Annotated in this window: 24 protein-coding genes; 6 read left to right on the top strand and 18 right to left on the bottom strand. The window is 65.8% G+C overall.

Annotated features, from left to right (window positions below; genetic code table 11):
- Window positions 1-28: 28 nt before the first annotated feature.
- The 16 genes from ABZ078_RS31750 to ABZ078_RS31825 form a co-directional block, all read right to left on the bottom strand.
- Window positions 29-427 (bottom strand): hypothetical protein, encoded by a 399-nt coding sequence (locus ABZ078_RS31750; protein ID WP_356580975.1) that lies wholly within the window; start codon window positions 425-427, stop codon window positions 29-31.
- A complete protein-coding gene (locus ABZ078_RS31755; protein ID WP_356580977.1) occupies window positions 370-924 on the bottom strand; it encodes a hypothetical protein in 555 nt (184 codons plus the stop codon). The genes ABZ078_RS31750 and ABZ078_RS31755 overlap by 58 nt, the downstream gene beginning before the upstream one ends.
- Before the next feature lie 2 nt (window positions 925-926).
- Window positions 927-1,568, bottom strand: coding sequence for a hypothetical protein (locus ABZ078_RS31760; RefSeq protein WP_356580979.1), 642 nt, complete (start codon window positions 1,566-1,568; stop codon window positions 927-929).
- Between the two features lie 131 nt (window positions 1,569-1,699).
- The gene (locus ABZ078_RS31765; protein WP_356580981.1) at window positions 1,700-2,143 is read right to left on the bottom strand and encodes a hypothetical protein; all 444 of its coding nucleotides are present in this window, start codon (window positions 2,141-2,143) and stop codon (window positions 1,700-1,702) included.
- Window positions 2,140-2,568: an HK97 gp10 family phage protein gene (locus ABZ078_RS31770; protein WP_356580983.1), complete on the bottom strand. Its 429-nt coding sequence runs from the start codon at window positions 2,566-2,568 to the stop codon at window positions 2,140-2,142. Before ABZ078_RS31770 ends, ABZ078_RS31765 begins: the two co-directional genes overlap by 4 nt.
- Entirely contained in the window at window positions 2,568-2,999 is a 432-nt protein-coding gene (locus ABZ078_RS31775) for a DUF6093 family protein (protein WP_356580985.1), read from the bottom strand. Before ABZ078_RS31775 ends, ABZ078_RS31770 begins: the two co-directional genes overlap by 1 nt.
- Window positions 2,989-3,363, bottom strand: coding sequence for a hypothetical protein (locus tag ABZ078_RS31780; protein WP_356580987.1), 375 nt, complete (start codon window positions 3,361-3,363; stop codon window positions 2,989-2,991). The genes ABZ078_RS31775 and ABZ078_RS31780 overlap by 11 nt, the downstream gene beginning before the upstream one ends.
- A 127-nt stretch (window positions 3,364-3,490) precedes the next feature.
- The gene (gene tyrS, locus ABZ078_RS31785) at window positions 3,491-4,894 is read right to left on the bottom strand and encodes a tyrosine--tRNA ligase (protein WP_356580989.1); all 1,404 of its coding nucleotides are present in this window, start codon (window positions 4,892-4,894) and stop codon (window positions 3,491-3,493) included.
- A gap of 98 nt (window positions 4,895-4,992) precedes the next feature.
- Window positions 4,993-5,904: a glycosyltransferase family 2 protein gene (locus tag ABZ078_RS31790; RefSeq protein ID WP_356580991.1), complete on the bottom strand. Its 912-nt coding sequence runs from the start codon at window positions 5,902-5,904 to the stop codon at window positions 4,993-4,995.
- A complete protein-coding gene (locus ABZ078_RS31795; RefSeq protein ID WP_356580993.1) occupies window positions 5,901-6,992 on the bottom strand; it encodes a hypothetical protein in 1,092 nt (363 codons plus the stop codon). Before ABZ078_RS31795 ends, ABZ078_RS31790 begins: the two co-directional genes overlap by 4 nt.
- Complete coding sequence (locus ABZ078_RS31800; protein WP_356580995.1) at window positions 6,989-7,696, bottom strand: methyltransferase domain-containing protein; 708 nt, start codon at window positions 7,694-7,696, stop codon at window positions 6,989-6,991. The genes ABZ078_RS31795 and ABZ078_RS31800 overlap by 4 nt, the downstream gene beginning before the upstream one ends.
- A gap of 14 nt (window positions 7,697-7,710) precedes the next feature.
- Window positions 7,711-8,727: a hypothetical protein gene (locus ABZ078_RS31805; RefSeq protein WP_356580997.1), complete on the bottom strand. Its 1,017-nt coding sequence runs from the start codon at window positions 8,725-8,727 to the stop codon at window positions 7,711-7,713.
- Window positions 8,724-9,620, bottom strand: a complete 897-nt coding sequence (locus ABZ078_RS31810) for a radical SAM protein (RefSeq protein ID WP_356580999.1) — start codon at window positions 9,618-9,620, stop codon at window positions 8,724-8,726. Before ABZ078_RS31810 ends, ABZ078_RS31805 begins: the two co-directional genes overlap by 4 nt.
- Entirely contained in the window at window positions 9,614-10,765 is a 1,152-nt protein-coding gene (locus tag ABZ078_RS31815; RefSeq protein WP_356581001.1) for a hypothetical protein, read from the bottom strand. The genes ABZ078_RS31810 and ABZ078_RS31815 overlap by 7 nt, the downstream gene beginning before the upstream one ends.
- Window positions 10,766-10,782: 17 nt before the next feature.
- The gene (locus tag ABZ078_RS31820; protein WP_356581003.1) at window positions 10,783-11,784 is read right to left on the bottom strand and encodes an alcohol dehydrogenase catalytic domain-containing protein; all 1,002 of its coding nucleotides are present in this window, start codon (window positions 11,782-11,784) and stop codon (window positions 10,783-10,785) included.
- Window positions 11,781-12,590: an HAD family hydrolase gene (locus ABZ078_RS31825; RefSeq protein ID WP_356581005.1), complete on the bottom strand. Its 810-nt coding sequence runs from the start codon at window positions 12,588-12,590 to the stop codon at window positions 11,781-11,783. Before ABZ078_RS31825 ends, ABZ078_RS31820 begins: the two co-directional genes overlap by 4 nt.
- Window positions 12,591-12,906: 316 nt before the next feature.
- Here ABZ078_RS31825 and ABZ078_RS31830 point away from each other — a divergent pair, with 316 nt between their 5' ends.
- Complete coding sequence (locus ABZ078_RS31830; RefSeq protein WP_356581007.1) at window positions 12,907-14,286, top strand: hypothetical protein; 1,380 nt, start codon at window positions 12,907-12,909, stop codon at window positions 14,284-14,286.
- Here ABZ078_RS31830 and ABZ078_RS31835 read toward each other — a convergent pair.
- Together ABZ078_RS31835 and ABZ078_RS31840 are read right to left on the bottom strand one after the other, a co-directional pair.
- Window positions 14,283-15,239 (bottom strand): aminoglycoside phosphotransferase family protein, encoded by a 957-nt coding sequence (locus ABZ078_RS31835; RefSeq protein WP_356581009.1) that lies wholly within the window; start codon window positions 15,237-15,239, stop codon window positions 14,283-14,285. The two genes, ABZ078_RS31830 and ABZ078_RS31835, sit on opposite strands and share 4 nt — an antisense overlap.
- Before the next feature lie 415 nt (window positions 15,240-15,654).
- Window positions 15,655-16,764 carry a site-specific DNA-methyltransferase gene (locus tag ABZ078_RS31840; protein ID WP_356581011.1) on the bottom strand — a complete coding sequence of 370 codons (1,110 nt, stop codon included), beginning with the start codon at window positions 16,762-16,764 and terminating at the stop codon, window positions 15,655-15,657.
- A gap of 176 nt (window positions 16,765-16,940) precedes the next feature.
- Between ABZ078_RS31840 and ABZ078_RS31845 the strand changes: the two genes are divergently transcribed.
- From ABZ078_RS31845 to ABZ078_RS31865, 5 genes are read left to right on the top strand one after another with little or no spacing between them, the layout of a single operon-like run.
- Complete coding sequence (locus ABZ078_RS31845) at window positions 16,941-17,573, top strand: hypothetical protein (protein ID WP_356581013.1); 633 nt, start codon at window positions 16,941-16,943, stop codon at window positions 17,571-17,573.
- Window positions 17,573-19,708: a DEAD/DEAH box helicase family protein gene (locus ABZ078_RS31850; protein ID WP_356581015.1), complete on the top strand. Its 2,136-nt coding sequence runs from the start codon at window positions 17,573-17,575 to the stop codon at window positions 19,706-19,708. The genes ABZ078_RS31845 and ABZ078_RS31850 overlap by 1 nt, the downstream gene beginning before the upstream one ends.
- Before the next feature lie 22 nt (window positions 19,709-19,730).
- Window positions 19,731-19,913 carry a hypothetical protein gene (locus ABZ078_RS31855; RefSeq protein ID WP_356581017.1) on the top strand — a complete coding sequence of 61 codons (183 nt, stop codon included), beginning with the start codon at window positions 19,731-19,733 and terminating at the stop codon, window positions 19,911-19,913.
- A complete protein-coding gene (locus tag ABZ078_RS31860) occupies window positions 19,913-21,862 on the top strand; it encodes an AAA family ATPase (protein WP_356581019.1) in 1,950 nt (649 codons plus the stop codon). Before ABZ078_RS31855 ends, ABZ078_RS31860 begins: the two co-directional genes overlap by 1 nt.
- Window positions 21,862-22,242, top strand: a complete 381-nt coding sequence (locus tag ABZ078_RS31865) for a hypothetical protein (protein ID WP_279556694.1) — start codon at window positions 21,862-21,864, stop codon at window positions 22,240-22,242. The genes ABZ078_RS31860 and ABZ078_RS31865 overlap by 1 nt, the downstream gene beginning before the upstream one ends.
- Window positions 22,243-22,407 lie beyond the last annotated feature (165 nt).

Here is a 22,407-nt window from a genome sequence, read left to right on the forward strand (position 1 = left end):
CGGCCTCCTTACATGGTGCGGGGGTGGATCAGGGGCGCGGCTCGTACTGCGCGCGCGGGAGGAGCTGGATCTTCACGCCGTAGCCGGACCGGTCCTGCGGGACGTGATCGCGTTCCTGCTCGATCAGCTCGCAGCCGGGGCAGCGCAGGGTGTCGGTGACGTAGGCGTGCGGGCCGCCGCCGCGTTCGCGGTCCCACTCCTCCAGCCGGGTGTGGCACTCCGGGCACACCGACCGCTGCCACTCCGCCCAGGCCAACGCCTTGGCCCGGTCGAGGTCGGTCCAGCGGCCGTCGCCGCCGAGGAACTGCGAGTGCGGGATGCCGTACAGCTCACACAGCTCCAGTTCGGCACGCAGGCCGGCGTCACGACTCAGCCTTTTCCCAGCTCGACCCGGCTCTCCTGCTGGATCTGCCAGGCGGCGTCCCACAGCGCGTTGGCGTCCGGCGCCGACCAGCCGTTCAGCAGCTCCTCGGCCTCCTCCCGGCTCATGCCGTCCACCGAGGCCGCCGCCACCAGCGCGGCGGGGAAGGTGTCGGCGTTGAAGATCGCCCCCTCCTCCGCCTGCTGCTCGGTGGGCGGGTGCTCGGCGATCAGCTCCTCGAGTACCGGGCGCGGCAGCGCGCGGAAGGTCAGGAACTCCGAGGCGGCGTCGAGTGCCTGGAGCGCCTGGTCCCGCGCAGCGTCTGCGTCGGTGGCCTGGCGCGCGGCCAGCTCGTCACCCGGGTTGGCCTCGGCGACGAACCGGGCACGACGGGCGGCCTGCTCAGCCTCCTCGTACCGCTTGCGCAGCTCAGCGTCGTCACAGATCCGGAGCCGGTTCTGCGGGCGGGCCCGGCGGCGGAGACGTTCCATCTTGGCCGACCACGCCCCCTCCGCCGACGTGGCGGAGGGGGACGGGCGCTTGGCCTGGGCGGGGCGCGACACGATCAGCCCTCGTCAGCGTCGTGCTCGCGGACCGTCGCCTCGGTCTTGGTCTTCGTGGTGCTGACCACGGTCACGTCGACGTGGTCACCGTCGTGGTCGTGGTGACCGTGCCCGTGGTCGGTCTCGCATTCCTCGTCCGGCAGCGGGCGGGGCTGCGCCTGCGGCACCGGCCGGTCGAGGGACGGCTCGTCGGTGATCGTGAAGTCCACCTTGAACTTCGCGGCCTCGTTGCCGGTGCTGTACGTCGCGGCGCGGGTGGCGACCTGTACGGGGAACACGTCCACCGAGCGGGAGCCGGGCAGGTCGCCCTTGCGGAGCAGGATGACGTAGCCCTTCGCGCCCTTGGGGAGCTGCTGCTCGATCGCGTCGGAGAACCGGTCCTCGTAGAAGGTCAGGCTGGAGTTCTCGGCCTTGTCGTTGCCCGGGATCGAGGAGTTGAAGGTCGAGCCCATGTCGGGGGTCTCGATGGGGTCGTTCTCCAGCGCCCAGCCCTCGATGTCCGAGACGGCGTCGGTCAGGCTGAAGGCGTTGGTGATCTCTCGGCGGCTGGGGTACTTCGGGTCGTTGAGGTCCTTGGACCACAGGATCTTGGAGATGCCGCGCCGCAGAAATCGGGTCTGGGTCTTCTTCGTGCTCGTGGACACCGGTCCGCTCCCACTTCTGGGGCAGCGTCCCGTGCCGAGGCCCTGCCCCTTGACGTTCAAAGGGGGTTCGCCTGGCCTGGGGCCTAGCGTCCGCGCAGGCCTCCGCGGTGAGGATCAGAAGAAACGATTCTTCAGGCTGGGGTCACGGTGATCGTGACCCGCTGCACGTAGGACACGATAGCGCCTGCCGCCGACACCGAGGGCTCTCCTCCGGCGTCGTAGGTCAACTCCCGGTCGATGACGCGGGCTTCGGGAACGTGCAGGTCGTGGGCCCAGTTTCCGTCTCTACGGCCGACGATGCCGGCGCGTACGCGGTCGGCCAGCCACTCGACTTGGTCGACCCGTTCCCCGACCGAGGTGATCTGGTAGGCCCAGGCGGCATCGGCGTGCCAGTCCCATAGGGGCGGGCCTGCGAACTCGGCAGGCAGCGAGTCGAGGATCGTGTACGGGACAGTCGCGGGCTCCCAGCCGGACTTCCCCTGAACACGTGGGAGTTCACCGATCCCGCACGGTCGGCCCGTGGCGTGCTCCAGGAGGGCGGCGAGCGCGCGGGTCACAGGAAGGCGGGCGGTCACGGGAGCACCCCGTCCGCCAGGGAGTGGATGAACGCCGGTTCGGTCTGCCGGAACGCGGGCTCGACGTGGGGGAACGGCGGCTGGCGGTAGTGCCGTCCCAGCGAGTCGACACCGACGAAGCCGTACTCCAGCCGTCGCGCCTGTGGGGCATCGGAGAACACCTCGGCCGTGACCTCGCCGCCGCCAGTGCGCACCCGCACGTCCCAGGAGGCGCGGTACTGCCCGGTGATCACGTTCGGGCCGGGCCTGCCGCTCGCGTTCCGCTGGATGCGGACCCGCAACAGCATGGCGTGGTGCCGCGTGATCGTCCGCGTTCGGGCGCGGGTGGCCGGACCCATCCCCGCCAGCGCGGCGGCCAGCGCGATCGGGTCGCGGAACGCGGTCGCGTCCGGGTGGGCGTTGGGATGCGGGTTCGCCGGTGCCATCAGTCGATCACCTGCACCCTGACGATGCGCACCACGCTGTAGGTGCCTACGGTCTCGTCCGAGACGCGGAAGCGGCGGCCCACCAGCTGAGGATCACGCGGCCCGCCCGGCCTCACCGATCCGGCCACGCGCACCACGTCGTCCGGCCGGAGTTCCGGAGTGTCAACGGGGAGCACGGCCTGGTAGTCCGTCGTGGGCGGCTCGACGGCGACGGCACCGCTCAGCGGCCGGGTGATCGCGGGACGGCCCAGCGGCATCACGGCGCCGAGCCCGTCCCAGACCAAGGACTCGTCCGGCGTCGGGGACACGAGTTGGCCGGTGGCTTCGTCCAGCACATCGTCCGCGCGGCCGGCGCCGTCCCGCCACACTTCGAGCTTGTCGTCCAGGATGCGGCCGACGACCCGACGCGCACCCTCCACGTCAAAGGCCACGCGCCCACTCCACGAGCTGCGTGAGCATCGCCTGAGTCAGGGAATGCGGGCCGGTGCCCAGGTCGGGCCGAGCCAGCGCGGACCGCTCCAGCTCCTCGGCATCGATCGCCGACAAGAACACCGCGGCAGCCGGGCCCGGGTCGGGCATGTCGGCCACGGAGACTCGGACAAGGCCCTCGAAGGTCGACTCGGCATAGTCCCCCGAGTACAGGACAACCTGCGGTTGTTCCCCGTCTCGGTGGGTGACCGTGTAGCCGCTCAGGGCACCCGGGTCCACCCGTTGTCCGTCGATCTCGATCGCGGCCTTTGCACCGCGAGCGATGATCCGCACGCTGTGCAGGTTCTCGTCGCTGTCGTGATCCATTCAACCGACGCTAGGAGGAGTGTCGGACAGCCACGTGGGACGGATGTTCACCACTGCTATCGAGACTATTCCTCCCCGAACAGAACGGCGCCGACCCACACGGTGGGCCAGCGCCGTGTCTCAAAACTCAGGCGTCGATACGGGCGACCTTACGGCCTACCTTGAGGTACAGCTCGGCACCTTCGAGTGCCCCCATCTCGCTGACGACTGCGCCGAGCGTCTGCTGCACAGAAGCCTCCGTGAGCGGCGTCGGCTGCTGGTCTCCATTCGACTCGCGGATCAGTCGAAGACCCTTCTGCTGAGCCACACGACGTACGGCGGAGATGCTGGGAGCGAAGTCCAGCGTACCGCTGATCAGGGCCCCGAGCGTGTCCTCGGCGTGGTCCTTCAGGGAGATGACGGGGAGGTTCTGGGCATCCCCGAAGGAACGCTTAGAGAAGCGCGCCGTGAACTCCGCACGGGCGGCGGCAGCAGCGTCCAAGCCGTGAAGAGCAGCGACGACCTCGCCAGCCAGGATGCGCTTGACCGCCATCGGGTGGGCGGTTCCCGCCTCCAGGCGCTTGGTGACCACGCGGATCTCGTCGTCCGTCCACTCGGTGAGCAGCTGGAGGTACTGCTCGGTCAGGTGGTCGGGGATGGACATCAGCCGGCCGTAGACGTCATCGGGCGACGCCGTCAGGCCCACGTAATTGCCCTTGCTCTTGCTCATCTTGGTGCCCGTGCCGTCGGTGCCCTCGATGAGCGGGGTGGTGATGACGACCTCGGGAGCCTGGTCGGAGATCTCCATGACCTTGCGGCACATCTGGAGGTTCAGCAGCTGGTCCACGCCGCCGAGTTCGACGTCGGCGTCGATGGCCACCGAGTCCCACGCCATGACGACGGAGTAGACGAACTCGGCGACGGACAGCCCGTGGCCCTCGGCGAGCCGGGTACGGAAGTCCTCGCGCTGGAGTGACATGGAGACCGGCACCCGGGCGAGGACCCCGACGAGCTCCGGCAGGGTGACCTTGTTCAGCCACTCGCCGTTGAAGCGCAGGTCGGCACGCTCGAAGTCGATGAACGGCGTGACCTGCTGCTGGTAGCCGCTCAGGTTGCGGGCGATGTCCTCGTCAGTGAGGGGCGGACGCTCCGAGGAGCGTCCCGACGGGTCGCCGATCTTGGCCGTGACGTCGCCGATGATGAAGACGACGTGGTGGCCCATCCGCTGGAACCGGCTGGCGAGGATGATCGGCACCGCGTGTCCGAGGTGAACATCAGGCGAGGTCGGGTCGATGCCGTACTTGACGACCAGCGGGCGCCCCTCGGACCGGGCGCTTTCAATCTTCTCGGCGAGCACCGCGGCCGAGGGGATCAGGTTGATCGCGCGCCCCTCGACCAGGGCGGCCTGCTCCTGCGGGGACAGGTCGGAGAGGTCGAGGGAGCGCCTGGCTGTTGTCTCGCCGAGCAGCTGCGCGACCGTATAGTCCGCGCCCAGGTCCGCCCCATCGAGGATGTGCATGACACGGGTGACAGACTCACTCAAACGGCTCATGGCGCTTATACGCTCCTGGGTCGGACAACTGGCCAGACCAGTATGGGATTGGAAGCGGCGATTTTATCATCGCTGCCCTCGTTGCATCGTCGGAATGATCACGATTCAGCCTGCTGTCCTTGGTCTGTCGTGAGCCGTACCAGCGGCCGACCTGCGATCGCACTGGAGAGGGACCGGAACCACGGATCCAGTGAGTCTCGGGCTCGAAGCGTGGCGATGAGCATTCCCGGAATCAGCGACAAGGCGGATAGACGCTTCTTTCGCTGCACGGCAGATTCCACTCTGTGCCCGGAAGCGAGTGCATGGAAATGCTGGGAGATCCTCCTGAGCACGTGAGTGGTTGCCCAGGAGGGTGGATTCCCGTACATCGCATGGAGCCGATCGGAAAGTGCCAGACAGACCTCGGCTCGATAATCCTGCGATAGGCCGGGCGTACTGCGGTCGGTCATGCTGCGGGGGTGGACCCTGTAGAAGGTCAACGGGTCCTGGAGCGCGATGCCTCGGCCGGCCTCACGCAATGCGTGGAAGAAGATCTCGTTACTTGCCGGCAGAAGGCTGAGGGCGGCATCGCGGTTGACCACGAGTGTGCTCGTGTTTCCGCCCGGATGCGGTTCCTTCAGCATCGGGTGCCCATCGACGTCGACCACGTTTTCCCAGTGCTCGATGAACAGCGTTTCACCCCTCATCGCCTCTGCGCATGTGCGCAGCTTCGACGGGTGGAACCAGTCGTCGGCATCGAGCGGAGCCACCCAATCGCCAGAACTGAGGAGAAAGGCATCGGTCAGGGATTGACCGAAGCCCTGCTGGCTTCTCCGGATGACCTTGACGTCGCCTTCGTGGCGCAGACACACCTCCTCCGTTTCGTCGGTCGAGCCGTCGTCGATGACGATGATTTCGTGAAGCGTGAAGCCTCCTGGCTCCTGTTCCAGGCAGCTCGTTATGGCCCGGTCGAGATATCGGCCGTAGTTATGGCAAAGGATCACGCACGAAATGCGCGGAGGGGTGCTCATCCGTCACCTCCATACACGCGGGCGTAGTTGTCCAGGATCGTCCTGTGTTCCTGGGCCCTGTATTCAAGGAACTCACGATCGAGGCGGCGTGGCTTAGCGTCGAGCCGCGCTGCCGCGTTCTCCAGCGCGGTCAGGAATTTCTCCCCGAAGAGGTTGGGGTGCCCCTGCGACCAGTCGAACCATTCGGGTTCTTCGACGAGCCCCTTGTGCCGCTCGTACTGTTCGGGCAGGTGGCCGGTGAGGGAGCAGACCGGAAGCAGGTTCAGGTCGAAGGCCAGTTCCATCTGCCCGGAGTGGCTGCCCCAGAGGTACGGCAGCAGCAGCGAGTCCGAAGCCAGCCCGGCTCTGACCACTTCCTCGTCCGTGGGGTAAGGGCGCATGGTGAGGCGGATGCGGGGATCGCGCCGGGCCGTCTCCAGAAGCAGCGGAGCACGGCCGCCGTCGGCGAAGTCGGCCGGACTGAATGCGCGCAGAAGGACGTGGAGAGTGCTGTGGGGATCCGTGATCCCAAGGCTCCAGTTGGCCATGGTGGACAGCTGGTCCCGGCTGGCCCGTGAGGCGCCGAACATGAGGTACCGGGCCGCCGAGCTGCTCGACTCGCGCTCCAGGCCGGCCAGTGACTCCGGGGCTGCTACGTACCCGTGCGGAATGACCGCTGCCTGGGGGTGCTCGCCGAGAACCTCAGCGAGCACTGTGACAGAGCCTGCGGTGAGACAGACCCAGCTGACCTCGGCGGAGTGGAGCATTCGCAGCCGCGCGGTGAAGTCCTCGTCGCTGCCGACCATGGGGCGTGTGTCGTGGGCCGTGAAGACCACGTTGACTCCGTGGTTGAGGCACTCATCGAGCAAGCGTTCCAGCGTGGTGAGGTCCTCGAAGTCGATGTGGTGCAGGTGCAGGACGTCGAGCCATGTGAGAGGGCCGTGTTTGAGGAGCCAGGCAGCGGTGACCGCCGCCGGCACCGTGCCGCCGCTGGGGATCTCCGTCCCGTTGAGGATGTGGAAGTCACGGCCCTGCAGCTTCCACGCGTACGGAGTGCGAGCCGGGAGGTGGACGACACGCATGCCGTCGGACCGGGGAACCGCGCTCATCGCTGTTCCCCCTCCACCTCTCCCGCGCCGACGAGGAGCATCTGGGTGGACAGGCCGTTGGAGGCGTCGTCGCTCCGGGTGAGCCCGGCGTAGTGGATCTCGAACCCGGACGCCCGCAGCAGTGCCTGGAACTCGTCGCTCGCCCATTCCCGGACGTGGCTGGGGTTGCGGGGCGGGCCGGGAGCGTCGTAACCGCTGCGGCACTCGCGGGCCGGCGTGGACAGTACGGCGGCGCTGCCCTCCATGAGGAGGCCACGGATCAGGGACAGGGCCGGCATCGGATTCATCAGGTGCTCGATCACGTCGGAGCAGACCACGATGGACCGGCGCACGAGGGAGGGGTCGATGGGCAGCCGCTCGGCCGACTCAAGGTCGACGTCGATCCATTCCCCGAAGGGGTGGTTGTCGCGGCACCACACGAGGTTGTCCCCGAAGTCCACGCCTATGTAGGACCAGGCCGGATACTCGCCGGCCAGCGAGGCCAGTTTGCCCGCCCGTCCGCAGCCGATGTCGATCACGACGTCGCGGCCGAGTTCCTGGGCCCGGGCGGCAGCGTAGGGGTAGACGTCGGGCTGCCAGGTCACGGTGTCGTCCGTCTCGTCGAGGAAGTACTCCACCTCGGTGCGGCTGCGGTAGCCGCTCCTGATGAAGTAGGTCTCGGCGCCGCCGATGGGCTGGCGGGAGGTCGCGGTGTTTGTGTGCACGAGGGACTCCTTGCTTACTTCGGCCAGTGGGAGAACAGCGAGAGCATCCGCTCGACCAGCTGCTCGCGTACGGTGCGCCATTCGGGGCTTCCGTCGCGGCGCGCGGCCGAGGCCCGGTCGTATGCCCGTCCGTCGACCTCGGGCAGGCACGCGTACATCTGGAGCAGCGCCGAGCCGTCGTCGGTGGGGGCGGTGTCGGTGTCCGTCTTGAGCAGGGCTCGGATGTCCTCGGCGCACATGGAGGCGTCGATCCCGGAGCCGGGGATGCTCTTGCTCATCTTCGGGAGGCCGCCGAGGCCGGGGATCATCTTGGTGTAGATGCCGGAGAGGCGGTCGGCGGGGAGGCCCCAGCGTTCCGCTCCGCGCCGGGCGAGGGCGACGTACTTGTGCTCGTCGACCCCGAGGGAGACGAGGACGTGACGCCCTTCGCGGAGGAGGTGCACGAAGTCCGCGGCCATGAGCAGTGTGGCCTGCTTCATGCCGTAGTTGAGGCGGTCGAAGACCCCGTGGTTGCGGTAGAGACCGGCGAGGTCCTCCTCCGCCCAGTGGAAGTCGTCGTCGTCCAGGTGGCGCGACAGCAGGAACGCGGTGGCCAGGATGTCGGTCTCACCCTCCTGCCTGCGCAGCACACCGCGCTTGGCGTCGAACCCGAGACCCAGGACGAACTCCTCGTACTGGTCGGCGAGTTTCCGCACAGAGTCCAGGGGCGTACGGCGGGCGTTGTAGGAGTCGAGGTCGCCCAGCACGATCTGGACGTCGAGGCCGCACTGCTGCAGCTTGATCGCACGCAGCAGTTGGAAGAGCGTGCCGGCGTGGGGCGGCCCTCCGAGCCCGACCCCGGTGGTGACGATCGCCGGCTGCCCGTCCGCGACCGCCTCCGCGAACCCGCGCGCTCCCGTGTGGCACACCCACTTCGTGCGCAGGTCGTCGGGGCTCATCCCCGCGAGGGCGAAGTCGATGGCGCCGAGCCCCAGGCGTTCGTAGCGGTGCTGGTCGATGACGCTCTCGTAGTACGCGGTGTCGAACTTCATGCGATTCCTTCCAACTGTGTCTGCTCGCGAAGGGCGAAGGCCCGGCGGACCAGCGGCTCGAAGCCGTCGACCAGGAGGTCTCCGAGCACCTCGTTGCGGGGAGCCGCGACGCTGCCGAGGTCTGCGGTGACCGTTCCGTCGGCGAGGACCCAGACCCGGAACGGGTACTGGTCCTCCGGGGCACGCGTGGGCTGGGCGTAGATCTCCACCCCGTCGACCATGTCGCGTACGTCGTCCACGGCCCGTACGAAGTCGTCCCGCTCGAAGCCGTAGATCTCCGCCTTACGCGTGTTCGCTCGGCCGATGGGGCGGTACTGGGAGATCAGCCAGTACTCGACGTCCGTCCGTTGGGTCACCCCGGCGATGAGCTGTGCCAGGCGAGGCAGTTCCTTCACGGAGCTGGCTGTGGTGAACGTGTTGAAGGCGAGCCGTCGCTGGTCGGCGGTGAGGAACTCGACGTTGGACAGGAAACGTTCGAAGTACCCCTGGCCGCGGAACCAGTTGGCCGTCTCGGCGTTCGGACCGTCGACTGCCAGGGAGTAGATGGTCACGTGGTCGCGGAGACCGGCGTAACGATCGCTCAGGAGCAGCCCGTTGGTGTGGAGGTTGGTCTCGAAGCCGACCTCGGTGGCGTGCCGGAGGGCGACCTCCAGGTGGTTGTCGTACGGCATCACGGGGTCGCCGCCGGTGAAGACACACCGATGGGCCTCCGACTCCGAACGGACGCGGTCGATGACCCGGCGGACCGTTTCGGCATCGGTGCTGACTCGGTTGCGCTCGCGGTAGCAGAAGCGGCACACGCCCGGTGACGTGCTGGTCGGCTTCAGGTCCCATGCATTGCAGTCGGTGTTGAGGACCAGGTGGACGATCCCGAGTTCTTCGTGCGTCAGCATGGGGCCTTCTCCTTGCTGCCGGGGCTGATCAGGGAGGCCGGCGGAGAGACGGGCCGCAGGAGCGAATGGAGCTGGTGCGGGGCACCGCCCGTGAGCCGAACGAACTGCTGGAGGGTGTCCAGACCCGCGCCCGCGTCGATGATGGTGAGCGCCCTGTCAATGCCGGACTGGATCGTGGAAGCCGCCTCGGACATCACCATGAGCAGGGCCGCGTTGAGGGCGACCGCGTTCCGCGCCTGGCTGGTGTCCCGGCCGGCCAGCACTCGGATCGCCGCGGCGACGTTCTCCAAAGGGTCCTCGTGCTGGGCGATGGACATCAGGTCCTGCGGCATCGAGGCCGCACCCCTGCGTACCTCGTCGTTGAAGGCCAGATCCTCGGCGCCAGCGTTGATGCGGCAGGCCCGCACGGTGCTTCCGGGGAGCAGTTCGTCGACCTGGACCGCCTGGCCGACGCTGGAGTTGATCACCGTGACGTCCGGCAGCCCGAGCCGGGAGAGCAGCCGGGCGGAAGCGCCAACCGCGGGGTGCGAGAGCCCGTACACGTAGGCGGGGCAGGTGACCGGGCTCAGGAGAGCGGGGAACGCCAGGCTGAGGGCGTGTACAGCCTGGAACCTGCCTCCGTAACGGCGGTCGAACTCGGGCACGCGGTTCTCGATGGAGAAGAACCCGAAGCCGACCTCCGCCGTGATGTCCACCATCTCCTGGTGCGGCACCGTGTCGCCCGTCGCCCCCACGACGTCGATGAAGTCGCGCGATCCGGTCTTCGACGACGCACTGCGCGATCCGAGCTTCGCGACATGTGCTCCCCCGGTGGCCGCCACCAGCGCCGCAGCCGTGCTGAGGTTGATCGTCTTGAAGGTCTTCTTCCCGCTGCCCGTGTAGCCGACGAACCGCATGCCCGTGGGCGGCCGGTGGAAGTCCCAGCCATTTCGGTCCAGGGACGTCGCTGCCCGGACCGCGGCCTCGACCTCCTCCAGTCTCGGCCCTCGCAGGAGCAGGCCGGTGAGGACGCTGCCGAGCATCACGTCCCGGGTGTGGCCCTCCGGTAACGCGAGAATGTTCAGGATGCCCTCGTGGATGTCCTCGGGTGCGATGTCGGCGGGCGAGTTGATCTTCTGGGCCAGCAATGGCGTTGTCACCGCCATGGGGTTGGCTCCTTCCTTCAGATGTCGGACGTGAGCAGGACCTTGAAGGGGCGATGGCGGGACCCGCTCCTCAGGGCTGCCAGCCCCTGCGGCAGGTCGCTCAGAGGGAATCGGTCCCGGGTCAGCAGGGCAGCCCAGTCGCCGCCCTTCGCGAGGGCGTCGATGGCGTCGCGGAAGTCGTCGTGGCCGTCCGCGCGGCAGTACGAGAAGGAGCCACGCAGAGTGATCGAGCGCCGGAAGACGTCCCGCAGGGGGACCGAGAGAAGCACCCGGGGTGCGTAGGCGTTCTGTACGAGAACCGTTCCACCGTCACGCACGGCGCTCAGCGCCTGGCGTACGGGGGCGTCGCTGTCGCCCGACGCGGCGTCCACGACGACGTCGCACGGCGGCAGGTCGGCGGAGTGGAGGTTGATGTGCGGGTCGAGGACGTAACTCAGTTGGTGCGACCGCGAAGGCTCCCTGACCAGCACGTGGACGTCCCACCCGGCCTCCGCCGCACAGATCGCCGTGCAGACCCCGATGACGCCGCCGCCTATGACGCCGAGCCGCCCCAGCGGCATTTGGAGGCCGCAGCGGACTCCGTGCAGTGCCACTGCCATCGGATCGGCAAGGACGCCGTGTGCGGGATCGTGCAGGTGAGGTAGCGGGCGAGTATTGTCGCGGGGCACCCTCACGGCGCTGGCGAGACCACCGGGCAGGTCCCAGCCGATGCGTCGCAGCTCCGGGCAGATGTGTACGAAGCCGCGGTCGCAGTAGTGGCACGAACGGCAGGGCACCAGCGGGTCGACCGCGACCCACTCTCCCGACTCCGTGTCGACCCCGACGATCTCGTGTCCGGGGTACCACGGCTCCGGCAGCCGACCCTGCCAGGGGTGACTGAGTTTCGCGACGTCGCTCCCGCACACGCCTGTGTAGCGGGGCTCGATGATCGTCGTGTCGCCCATCGGGTGGGTGTCGATCGGAGCGGGGAGCCGGCGGAGTGCGCCGCTTTCAACTGCCCAGGCGTACGGGACGTTCATCGTTCCCTCCACGTGCTCAGCAAGGACGGGAGAGCCTCCACCGCGGGTATCGCCCTGCCGGGCCAAGCGGTCTCGCCGAACGCAAGGCCGTGCGGTCCGCCCCGGCGTTCCACGCGAACCGCATGCATCCCGGCGCGCTCCGCGCCGGCCAGTTCGTCACCGCCGCCGTCGCCGCAGTAGAGGACCCGCTCCGGGGCGACATCGAGTGCGTCGAGCACCGCATCGAAGAGCTGAGGAGAGGGCTTCATCGCATCCTCCCGGCAGCTGAACACGGCGGCATTAAAGTGCGACGCGAGATCGCTGCGGCTCCATGCCTCGGCGATGTCGGGGGATGCGTCGCTGAGGAGAGCCAGCCTGAGCCCACCCTGCTGAAGCTCCTTCAGGGACTGCAGGAGAGTGGCATCGGCCTGCAGCCGGTCGCGGGCGAGTTTCGCCAGGAGCCGTTCCAGCTCATCCACACGGGAAGCGGGAGCGTTGCAGTGCGCGACGAGATGCGCCGCGACTTCAGCCGTGGACCTCAGATGCCCGTCGTGCCTCGCCCGCCAGCTGCCGGACAGCGCCGCCTCGGCGACCGCCGAGGATACGCCCAGGACATCGGCGAGCTGGGCGGCGGCAGCACTCCGTTCGACTGCGCTCGGTGCTGCGACGAGTGTGCCGAAGAGATCCAGTACCACCGCGGTCGGCTTTGGAGCCCGGATTGCGGAACTCCGCACCAGGGAGGCGCCAAGCTGTACGTCGCTCACGGGGTGTGTGTTGACCGCGGACAGGCTCGTCGACAAGGCGGTACTCGTCGGCGGATAGCGCATGGCAAGGCTCCATCAGTAGATCGGTGATCTTGTGCAGAACCCAGTCCTCCGGCCGGCTGGGTATCCACGACCCCACGACGCCTTGCGGAGGCGTCCGACAAACGAAGGAGAGCGGCTTGGCTGCCACCACCTCGAAGAGGGCCGAGCTGATCTTGCGGCGATGACTCAACTGTCGCCGTGCGGAGGCGACTTCGGGAGCGTGCACTTGGGGGTGCACTCGTGCACTCCTACGTGCAAACCTCCTGCACCCTGGCTGTGACCTGCGTAGAGTGACCGTGCGTCAAGCTGGCACTACGGCCGTTCTCTGGGGGGTCCGATGGCACAACGGAACGCCCGGCTGGCCGCGCTCATGCAGGAAGCCGACTTCTCGCACAAGTCGCTTGCCCGCGCGGTAGTCGCCGCAGCTGCCATAGCAGGCGAAGACATCACCTGCGATCACACGTACGTCACCCGCTGGCTCAAGGGCTCGATACCGCGCGGCAACATGCCGCAGCTCATCGCCGACGCCATCGGGCGCAAGCTGGGACGCCGCCTCACTATCGACGACATCGGGATGGGCGACGCGGCGGTATCCGCCGTGCAGCCTGACCTGGGGCTCGACTTCGCGGACCGTCCTGAGGCAGCGGCCAAGACCGTGGCCGACCTGTGGCGCGCCGACCTTGCCGATGCCGAGGCGTTGGTCCGGGCACAGTTGGACTCTGCAGCATGGAACGCCGCTGCCCTGCGCTGGCTCGTCGCCCCGCCGGACGAAGTGCTGACGCGGGCAGGTGACCGGGCTATCGGCGCCGTGGACGTAGAAATGGTGCGCTCAACCGCCGAGGCATTCAGCATGCTCGATGGGAGGTTCGGCGGTGGCCACGCCCGGCGCGCGCTGATTCAGTACCTGCACACGGATGTCCGGCCGATGCTCGACGGGAAGTACTCCGACGCCGTGGGCAAGGAACTGTATTCGGCTGTGGCCGAAGCACTCTTGCTCGCCGGATGGATGTCGTACGACAGCTGCCTGCACGGCATCGCTCAGCGGTACTTCATCCAAGCCCTTCGCATGACGCAGGCGGCTGGTGACAGACGCCTGGGCGGAAGCATCCTGTCCGCGATGAGCCATCAGGCCACGTTCACAGGCCGATACCAGGACGCTGTGACTCTCGCCCGAGCCGCGTACACCAACCCGGCCGCAAGCCTGGGGCCGACGATGGCCGCGCAGTTCCGCGCGATGGAGGCGCGGGCTCTGGCTCGTCTTGGCGACGACCGAGGCTGTGACCTCGCCCTGGTGGAGGCAGAACGCCGACTCGGACAACGGACAGCCGACAGCGACCCGCCGTACATCTCGTACTTCGACGAGGTGGAGCTGGCTGCCGAGATCGGCCACTGCTTCCGAGACCTGGGGCGCTCTGTCGAAGCCACCGAGCGAGGCGCAGGCTCCATCTTCGGCAACGGCATGAACACCCGCAGTGACTTCTTCGCGACGATGGTGCAGGCCGAGGCGTACATCAACCAAGGCGAGATCAGCCGCGGCTTCGAGATCGCCCTGAGCGCGCTGAGCCTCGGTGAGGGCCTGAAGTCGGCACGCTGTCTGCAGTACGTGCGGGAGTTTCAGGGCCGCGTCACGGACGGCATGCGGCGGGCCGCGGAGTTCCGCGACTTCGCGGAACGAGCACGCGGCTTCCGCCTGTGGCAGCAAGCCGGGGTCGCCTAGAACGGCGCCCAAGCTCGCCGTGAGCCACCGGACCGCAGCGTCTCGACACGCTTCTCGACTTCCTCGGCGGCGCGCGGATCCGCGCCGGCGTTCTGCGAGAGCCAGGTGACCATCAGCAGTTCGCGGACGCTACGGAGCACGGTGTACCCGGACCACTGCCGGACGTCGAAGCCGTAGCCGTCCGCGAAGTCGGCGTACTCGGCTTCCGTGTGCCAGCCGAAGCTGTCGTAGTACATGGCCGTCTGTATGAGGTCCCACTCACGGGGACCGGTAACGAAACCGTCCAGGTCGATGACCTGCGGGTGGCCTTCGGCGTCTCGCAGGACATTGCCGACGTTGAAGTCGCCGTGCAGATGCCCTCGCGGAAGCAGGAACTCCAGCTCCTGGTACTCGGCCGCCAACTCCTCGGCCAGCCCGGCTAGATACGCGCGAGTCTCGGCACGGATCTCAGCACGCCCCAGGCGCTGCCTGACCTTGTCGAAGGGACGGAGTTCGGGCAGGGGAAAGTGCGGCGGTTCCAGTCCATGGAGCCGTCTCAGGAGTTCACCCATCTCACGCGTGCTGGCGTATTTCTCGCCGTCGGCCAGCCCTTCCCAGAAGGTCACCGGATGCCCTTCGACGACGACAGGCTGGTCAGCCTCCGTGACGAGTCGCGCCGACGGGTAGTCCTCAGCTTCGAGCCATCGCGCCACAGCAACCTCTCGGCGCACCGACGGCAGGCGGTCAGCGTGTCGGCCGACTCGCGAAACGACTCGCCCGCCGTCGACGCGGAACACCGCGTGATCACCGAGCCGCAGCATCTCGATCCCGTCGGGGTCCAACCCGGCCAGCTCGCAGGCTCTACGCAAGATGTTCTCTGCCGTTGCGGAGTCGAACGCGGTTCGTTCGTTCGTCGTCACGCTGTCTGACCTCCCTGTGCCACAGGCAGAACGAGTATGACCCGCGCCCACCATGGACCGTATCTGCGAAGAACCAGCGCACGGGTGCCCCCCTAGCAGAACGAGCGATGCGTCCAGGACCTCGCTGATCGTCTCCAACGGATGGTGCACGAAGGTCAGCGCCCCACGCCCAGTGTCGGCAGCAGGCGGGGCGTGTGGCTGGAGGAAACCGATCGTGGAAGGCACCATGCAGTACGCGCGCCACAACTCCGCTGTCGACGTGGGCAGCCCGTACGGGTTCGGATCATGTCAAAGGTGGACGGATAGGCCCGCTCGGCCACCATGCCCAGCACGTACGCCCGCTCCTCGCCATCCAGACCGTGCCGGGCGGTGAACTCGGCGGACCAGTCGGCCACCGTTCCCCGCCGGTCCACGAGGGTGTTGTCGAGGTCGAAGAGAACTAGACGGCGCGACATCGCGGAACGAGACGTCAACTGGCGTCGATGCTCAACTGGGTCGAGACATTTGTTGGCTCCACTCCGGCACCCGCCTCGGTCTCCTCGCTCGACGGCGTTGAGACGTCTGTCAGCTCCAGCGTGGTGCCACCCTCGATCTTCTTCACCGCCCGCTCTATGGCCTTGAGGTCCTGGCCCTCCATGAACCGCACAGCAGAGAGAGCAGCGTATGCAGGGTCCAGCTCGAACGACAGCCAGTTCCTGCCCAGGTCTTCCGCAGCACGGCCAGTCGTGTTCGACCCTCCGAAGAAGTCCACAACGACGTCTCCCGGATCGGTCAGCATCTTAATGAAGAATGTGGGCAGCTTGATCGGGAATCGAGCGGGGTGACCCGGGCGCTCCATCGCCTTCAGCGTACGAAGATACGCATCGTTGGACTGGCTATTAGGGAGCTCAAGCAGATTGGGGATCTCAAGCAGATCCTCAAGAAAGGGGATCTCAAGCAGATTGGAAGGAAGCGCGCCACCGTTATCAACGCCGAATGCCTTGCCGATGTTGTGGTGAGACGGCCTTTCCTTGGGCCTGTAATAGGCTGCGGGGTCCTTTAGTAGCTGCTGCATGGACTTGGAGTAGGGTACGCGAACCTTACCGACATCAGCCTTCGGCCGCTCGGTTTTCGAGAGCCACCAAACCGTATTGACGGCATCCTTGGCACGATACTTACGCTTGTTCACCCATTCAATGGGCGACGGCAGCTTAGAAGGGTTGTACCAATAGAATTCTTCGGCGAGGAAGTAGCCAAGGTCGTCAACAAATGCAAGCAGTGCACGGAATTGATGTAGCGACCTCACCGGTTCGCCTTGTTGGTAAGCGCCACCGATGTCGATCACGAGGCTGCCCGTCGGCTTGAGAGCATCCTTCGCGAGCTTCGCGAACTTCACGAGCCAGGCGACGTATTCCTCTTGATCCTTGTTCCCGTAAGCCTTCTTACGCAGGAGAGGAAAGGGGGGGCTTGTCATGAAGAGGTCGACACTGTTCGCCGGCAACTCGCCAAGCAGCTCCAAGCTGTCACCTGTGAACTGAGCGCCGTGCGGCGTGGTGTAGCAGACGCGACCCGACCGCAGGCGGTCAAGGATGTTCTGCATGTAGAGCCCCTCCGCAACCGATCAACCCCAGACACTATAGCGGCCATGGGGGCTGCTGAGTGCCATTGCGACGCCCCGGATCAGGCAGAACCCCTTGAACCAGGCCCGATGTCAGTGGTGTCTGAGACTGTGTACATGGTCAACGACGGACAGTAGGGTTGAGACGAGGGGGAGGCTTGGGATCGACAACACCCGGCTGGCTCACACTGCCGGAGGACGAGTTCCAGGAGCGGTACCGGCCTGCCAAGAACTTCACGAGCGGCTACTTGCATCGTGTACTGATCCGCGCCTTGGGGTCTGCCGTCGACGGGGTACCCCCCGACGAAGCCCTGAAGCGCAAGCCACTCGTTCTCGATCTTGCCTCGCCGCTGCCCCCGCGCCTCCGCTTCTACGTCTATGCGGCAACGCAGCACCCGTCTGAGCGCCAGCCGGGGACGTTCAAGATCCAGCTGACTGCCGGTGTCACGCGTGAGGGCAAGCCCGCGCCCCCGCGGGCGAAGCGGCTCTGGTTCGACCGGGCTGACAACATTCGGCCGGTCGTCATGGGGTACCACCCCGACTGGAACCTGTTCATCTTGTGGGACGCCGACCTACATGACCTGAACGGCGGCTTTGGGGCCTCCAAGAATGTACAAACTCCTCCTGAAATCGTCTGGGCCGCCTTGGCGAAGGACATCTCACACGGCTCACGCAGGCTTCATGGAAGATTGACGGAGACGATCGTCGCCGCCCGCCCCCATCGTCTCGTTGAGGCACTGAGCATGCGAATCCACCTGAGCAACGAAGCAATGTGCGAGGGGTTGTTCTGATGCTCAGGGACCTCGGCAGCCTGCGAACTGAATACACCACAGATACCGACGACATCCCCCGCGACTTCTATGACCCATGCCTGCGTGAAGCGTCCCACTATGACCGAATCACCGGCTTCTTCAGCTCAACGGCGTTCCACCTGATTCAGTCCGGGCTTGAGGCATTCTTCCTGGAAAACTCGGGCTCCATGCGCATCTTGTGCTCCCCCAGGCTGAGCACAGCCGACGCCGACAGTCTCGTTTACGGCTACGAAGTGCGCGACGATGCTGAGCTCGTCACGAAATTGCGAGGTGAACTCGCACAGCTTCTTCGCTCTTCTCACGCCGACACCGCCCGCCTGCTGGCTGCACTGGTCGCTTCAGGACGGCTCGATGTGAAGTTGGCCCGCGTCACGCCCAAGGCATCCATTCACAACAAACGCATGTTCCACGACAAAGTGGGACTTTTCACTGACACCGCTGGAGATGTAGTCGGCTTCCGCGGATCTGCCAACGAGAGCTACCTCGGGCTCTCCCCTGACGGCAACATCGAATCGGTCGATGTGTGGCCCTCTTGGGAGGGCGGTCGTGACGCCGAGCGGGCCCGCCATGCCGTCGCTCGCTTCGAGCGGCTCTGGGAAGGGGTCGTCCCCGGTGTCACCGTCATCGGCCTCCCTCATGAAATCAGAGAGGAACTTGAGCACGTCGCGGAAGACGTGGACCTCACCGCCCTGCTACGCGACGTCGCTGCAGGACGCATCGGGCGACCGCCCAAAGAGGAGTACACGCTCGGAGGTATCCAACTCCGCGAACATCAGCGCGCCGCAGTACGTGCATGGGAGACCCACGAGCACACCGGACTACTGGCCCACGCCACGGGCTCCGGCAAGACAATCACCGGTCTCTACTCTGCCGGCCTCGCTCTTGAGCAAGGTCTGACGCCGCTGATCCTGGTGCCCTCCCGCCTGCTACTGGATCAGTGGGCAAAGCAGGTTCACGAACTGCTCGGCGCCCGCTCCGTGCTGGCGGGTGGTGGCCACGATCGTTGGAGCCGCAGCGGCGCGCTCCGTGCCGCCGTGGAGTCCAGTCGTCCTGGACGCAAGCACGTCTTGATCGCAGTCCTCAACACGGCGTCCAGCCCTGCATTTCGGGCGCAACTGCGACCGGTAGCCAGCAAAGTGTTCACCATCGCTGACGAAGCGCATCGACTGGGCAGTCCCCGATTCCGCACTATCCTCGAGTGGCTTGATACTCCTTGGCGTCTCGGACTGAGCGCCACACCGGAACGAGCCAACGACCCGGAAGGCACAGCTGCGGTCGACAGCTACTTCGGTGGCGTCATCCACCAGTACACCTTGAAGGATGCCCTTGACGACGGCGTACTGGCCCCGTACGTCTACCACCCGTCCTGGGTGGGCCTGACGGAGGACGAAGAGGAACGCTGGGATCGCCTGACCAGCGAAATCCGGCAGCGATACGCCATGGCCCAGGCACCTGGCGCTACGTCCCATGCTCAAGACCAATTGCGTCGCAAGCTCATCGAGCGAGCCCGTATCGCCAAGGGCGCGGCGCGCAAGGTATCCCGAGCTGCTGACCTTGTGGCAGAGCACTATCGCCCCGAAAAGGATCAGAAGTGGCTCATCTACTGTGATAACCAGGACCAAATGTCCCTGGTACGGCAAGCACTCTCCGCCAGGGGAATTTCTTCGCTTGAGTACCACAGTCAGATGCGCGGAGACTCGGAAGCCACACTGAGGCTATTTGACATCAGCGGCGGGATCGTGGTCGCGATCAAGTGTCTGGATGAGGGTGTAGATATCCCTTCGGCCTCACATGCTCTGATCCTGGCCAGTTCGCGGAACCCCCGCGAGTTCATTCAGCGACGGGGGCGAATCCTTCGGCGCTCTCCTAACAAGACTGTAGCTACGCTGATCGACGTATTGGTCCTGCCAGAAACTACACAGAGGGACGATCCGTCGTGGCCTCTCGTTGTAGGGGAACTGTCACGAGCTATCCAATTCGCCGGCTGGAGTATCACGCAGAGTTCCGTTTCGGTTCTGGAAGACAAGTGGGTATCGATGGGGTTGTCTCTCAGTCAGCTTGATGAGATCCGACCGGAGGGTATCGAGGACGATGAGGGGGAAGCGGATGCCTGACCGAAGTGAGGAGACGGCAGACTTGCTGGCGACCGTGGAGGAGGTCCGGAAGGAACGCTATCCGGACCTGGATCCTGAACTAGTCAGCGAAATCCTTCAGGTGCAGCACCAGTTCGCTGAGGACCATGCCGAAGCCCGCAAACGTACAGAACAGATCGTCAACCGGTGGGTTACCCAACGGGCATCTGTGGAGGGGGCCAGCTGATGTTGACTCTTGATCGGCTTACAGTCGAAGACTTCGGCCCTTACCGGGGACGCCAGGAGATGGTCTTCTCCAGCGATCGCGGGGTCTACATCGTCTACGGGCCCAATGGGCGCGGCAAGACCACTCTCCACAACGCCTTCCGATACGCGCTGTACGGCGAAATTCATGGCCGTCGCGGCGCCGAAGAAGCCTCTGACCTCGTAAACACGGAGGCTCGCAAGGAGGCAGGTGGTGTGGGAGCCTTCGAAACAGTACTGGACTTCCACGACAAGGGTGTTCCCTACCGTCTGATCCGACGGTACGACGAGGGCACACAACCGACCGAGACCATCATCTTGCAGCGCGACGGCGAGGTGCTGTCTCCGGATGATTCCAGGAGAATCATCCAGATGATCGCTCCGGAATCGGTGAGCCAGTTCTTCCTGTTCGACGGTGAGCTCCTTCGCCAGTACGAGGACCTGCTTGATCCCGGGAGCGAAAAGGGCGCCGAGCTGGAGCGGAGCATTGAACGGGTTCTCGGGATTCCGATCGTCGGCAATGCAAAAGCCGATGCCGTAGCGATCTCGCGAGCGGCATCGAAGCAGCTGAGCGAGCAGTACGCTGCCAATCACGAGACCAACCGTATGGGCCTCGCTCTCAAGGAAGCCCAGGACGTCCGCGATCGCCTCCAGAGGGATTACAGCGAGATCGAATCCCAGATCGAGGCGGGTCAGAATCGAATCTCCGAGCTCGATGTCTTGATGCGCGAGCAGCAGAAGGCTCAACACATCCTCGGCAAGATCGATCAACTGGAAGTACAGATCGCAGGGGTAGAAGGCCGGGAGAAGGCGGCGATAGCCGCCCTTGACGAGCTTTCCACAGACCTGTGGAAAGCCGTTCTGGCTCGCTCCGCAACTGAACGTCTCGCCGAAGTAGACAGTGCTGTCGCCATGGCGGAGACCGAACTCAGCGAAGCCGCTGCCGCCATGCGAGATCTGACGCACCTACACGCAGGTAACGACTGCCCGGTCTGTCGTCGCGAGATTCCGCCGGCCTTGCATGCCGAACTGACCGAGAAGATCAAGCAAATCGCATCGACTGGGCACCAGGAGGACGTGCAGACTCGCTTGGACCGGCTCCGGGCCAAGCGTCGCACTCTTCAGACTCTCGCCCAACAAGACGTTCGCCTCATCGTGGAACGTGACGCCAACCTTCGCCAAGTGCGGCTGGAGAAGGAGGAGCTGTACGGCGACATCGCAGAGCTGAGGCAGCAGATTGACGAGATTGGGCAGAGCGAGGAGCAGGTGCGCGCACTGTCCACCGAGCGCGATGAGCGCCATGCCAAGCTGGAGCGCGATAAAGATCGCCTTGCGGCTCTTGGGGAGCAGATCCGCAAGAAGGAAGCTGACATCGAGGACTTCAAGCGGCGGCTCCGGAAGCAGGTGACCCCCGACCGCACTGTCGAGTTGAAGGACGAGGTGGCCCAACGGCTCCGCGATCTGTTCAGCGACTCGATCGACGCCTACAGAACGAAGCTTCGCCGCCGCGTCGAAAAGCACGCCTCGGAAATCTTCCGCGTCCTGGCGTCCGAACCCGACTACGTGGGGCTGCGCATCACCGACAGCTACGGGCTTGAGATCCTTGACAAGGATGGCGAAGTAGTGAGGCGATCCGCAGGCTACGAGCATCTGGTGGCCTTGTCTCTGATTGCCGCCCTCCAAGACAGCGCAGCGGTACGGGGACCGGTGGTCATGGACTACCCATTCGGTCGCCTGGATACGGACAACACGGCGCATGTTGTCGCCGCTCTTCCACGAATGGCGCGACAGGTGATCCTGCTCTCGTTCGACGGAGAGTTTGATCGAGGAGCTGCGCTCCAGGCACTGGGCAGCAACCTGGTGGCCGAGTACCAGTTGGAGCGGCGAAGCTCCAAGCACACTGTGATCGAGCGCCGGAGGGCGGCTGTCTGATGGCTGATCTCAAGAACATCTCGCTCACCATCGAGGCGACCCAGGCGGCAGCTGATCTCATCCACTGGCTGGGAATCTCGGAGAAGACGCAGTTGGCGGACCGAGTACGCCTCGGTTTTGCCTATGCGATCGAAAACCAAGTCGACCTGGACCGCGCCCCTGGCACCCGCGGCGGGAGCAACTACGACACCGGTGGCCTTGACCCCGACGGTCTGATGGCCGAGACAGTCAAGATCTACTACCCCGAGCCCGGTGTTATCGCGGAGCCTTATCGGGCCGTGGAGATCTTGATGAACAAGGGGCTGCTCCTGCTCGGCGAGCACTGGTCGGCAGGAGAGATCGGCAGCATGGGCGACCTCGTCGACAGGCCGGGGGGCTGACACCGACTCTCGTCAGGTATGTCATCGACGGGTAGTTCCGACCTTGGCGCCTACGATTCAAGACGCGTGGGCCCAAGGGCGTGACCTTGGACGGCCTGCGTCAAGACCGGATCCTCAACGAGGCATTCGAGAGTGCCGATCCGCTGAAGCTGATGAGGCTGTTCG

Origin of the sequence: Streptomyces sp. NPDC006385 (assembly GCF_040612485.1) — a bacterium.
In the GTDB taxonomy this organism is placed as follows: domain Bacteria; phylum Actinomycetota; class Actinomycetes; order Streptomycetales; family Streptomycetaceae; genus Streptomyces.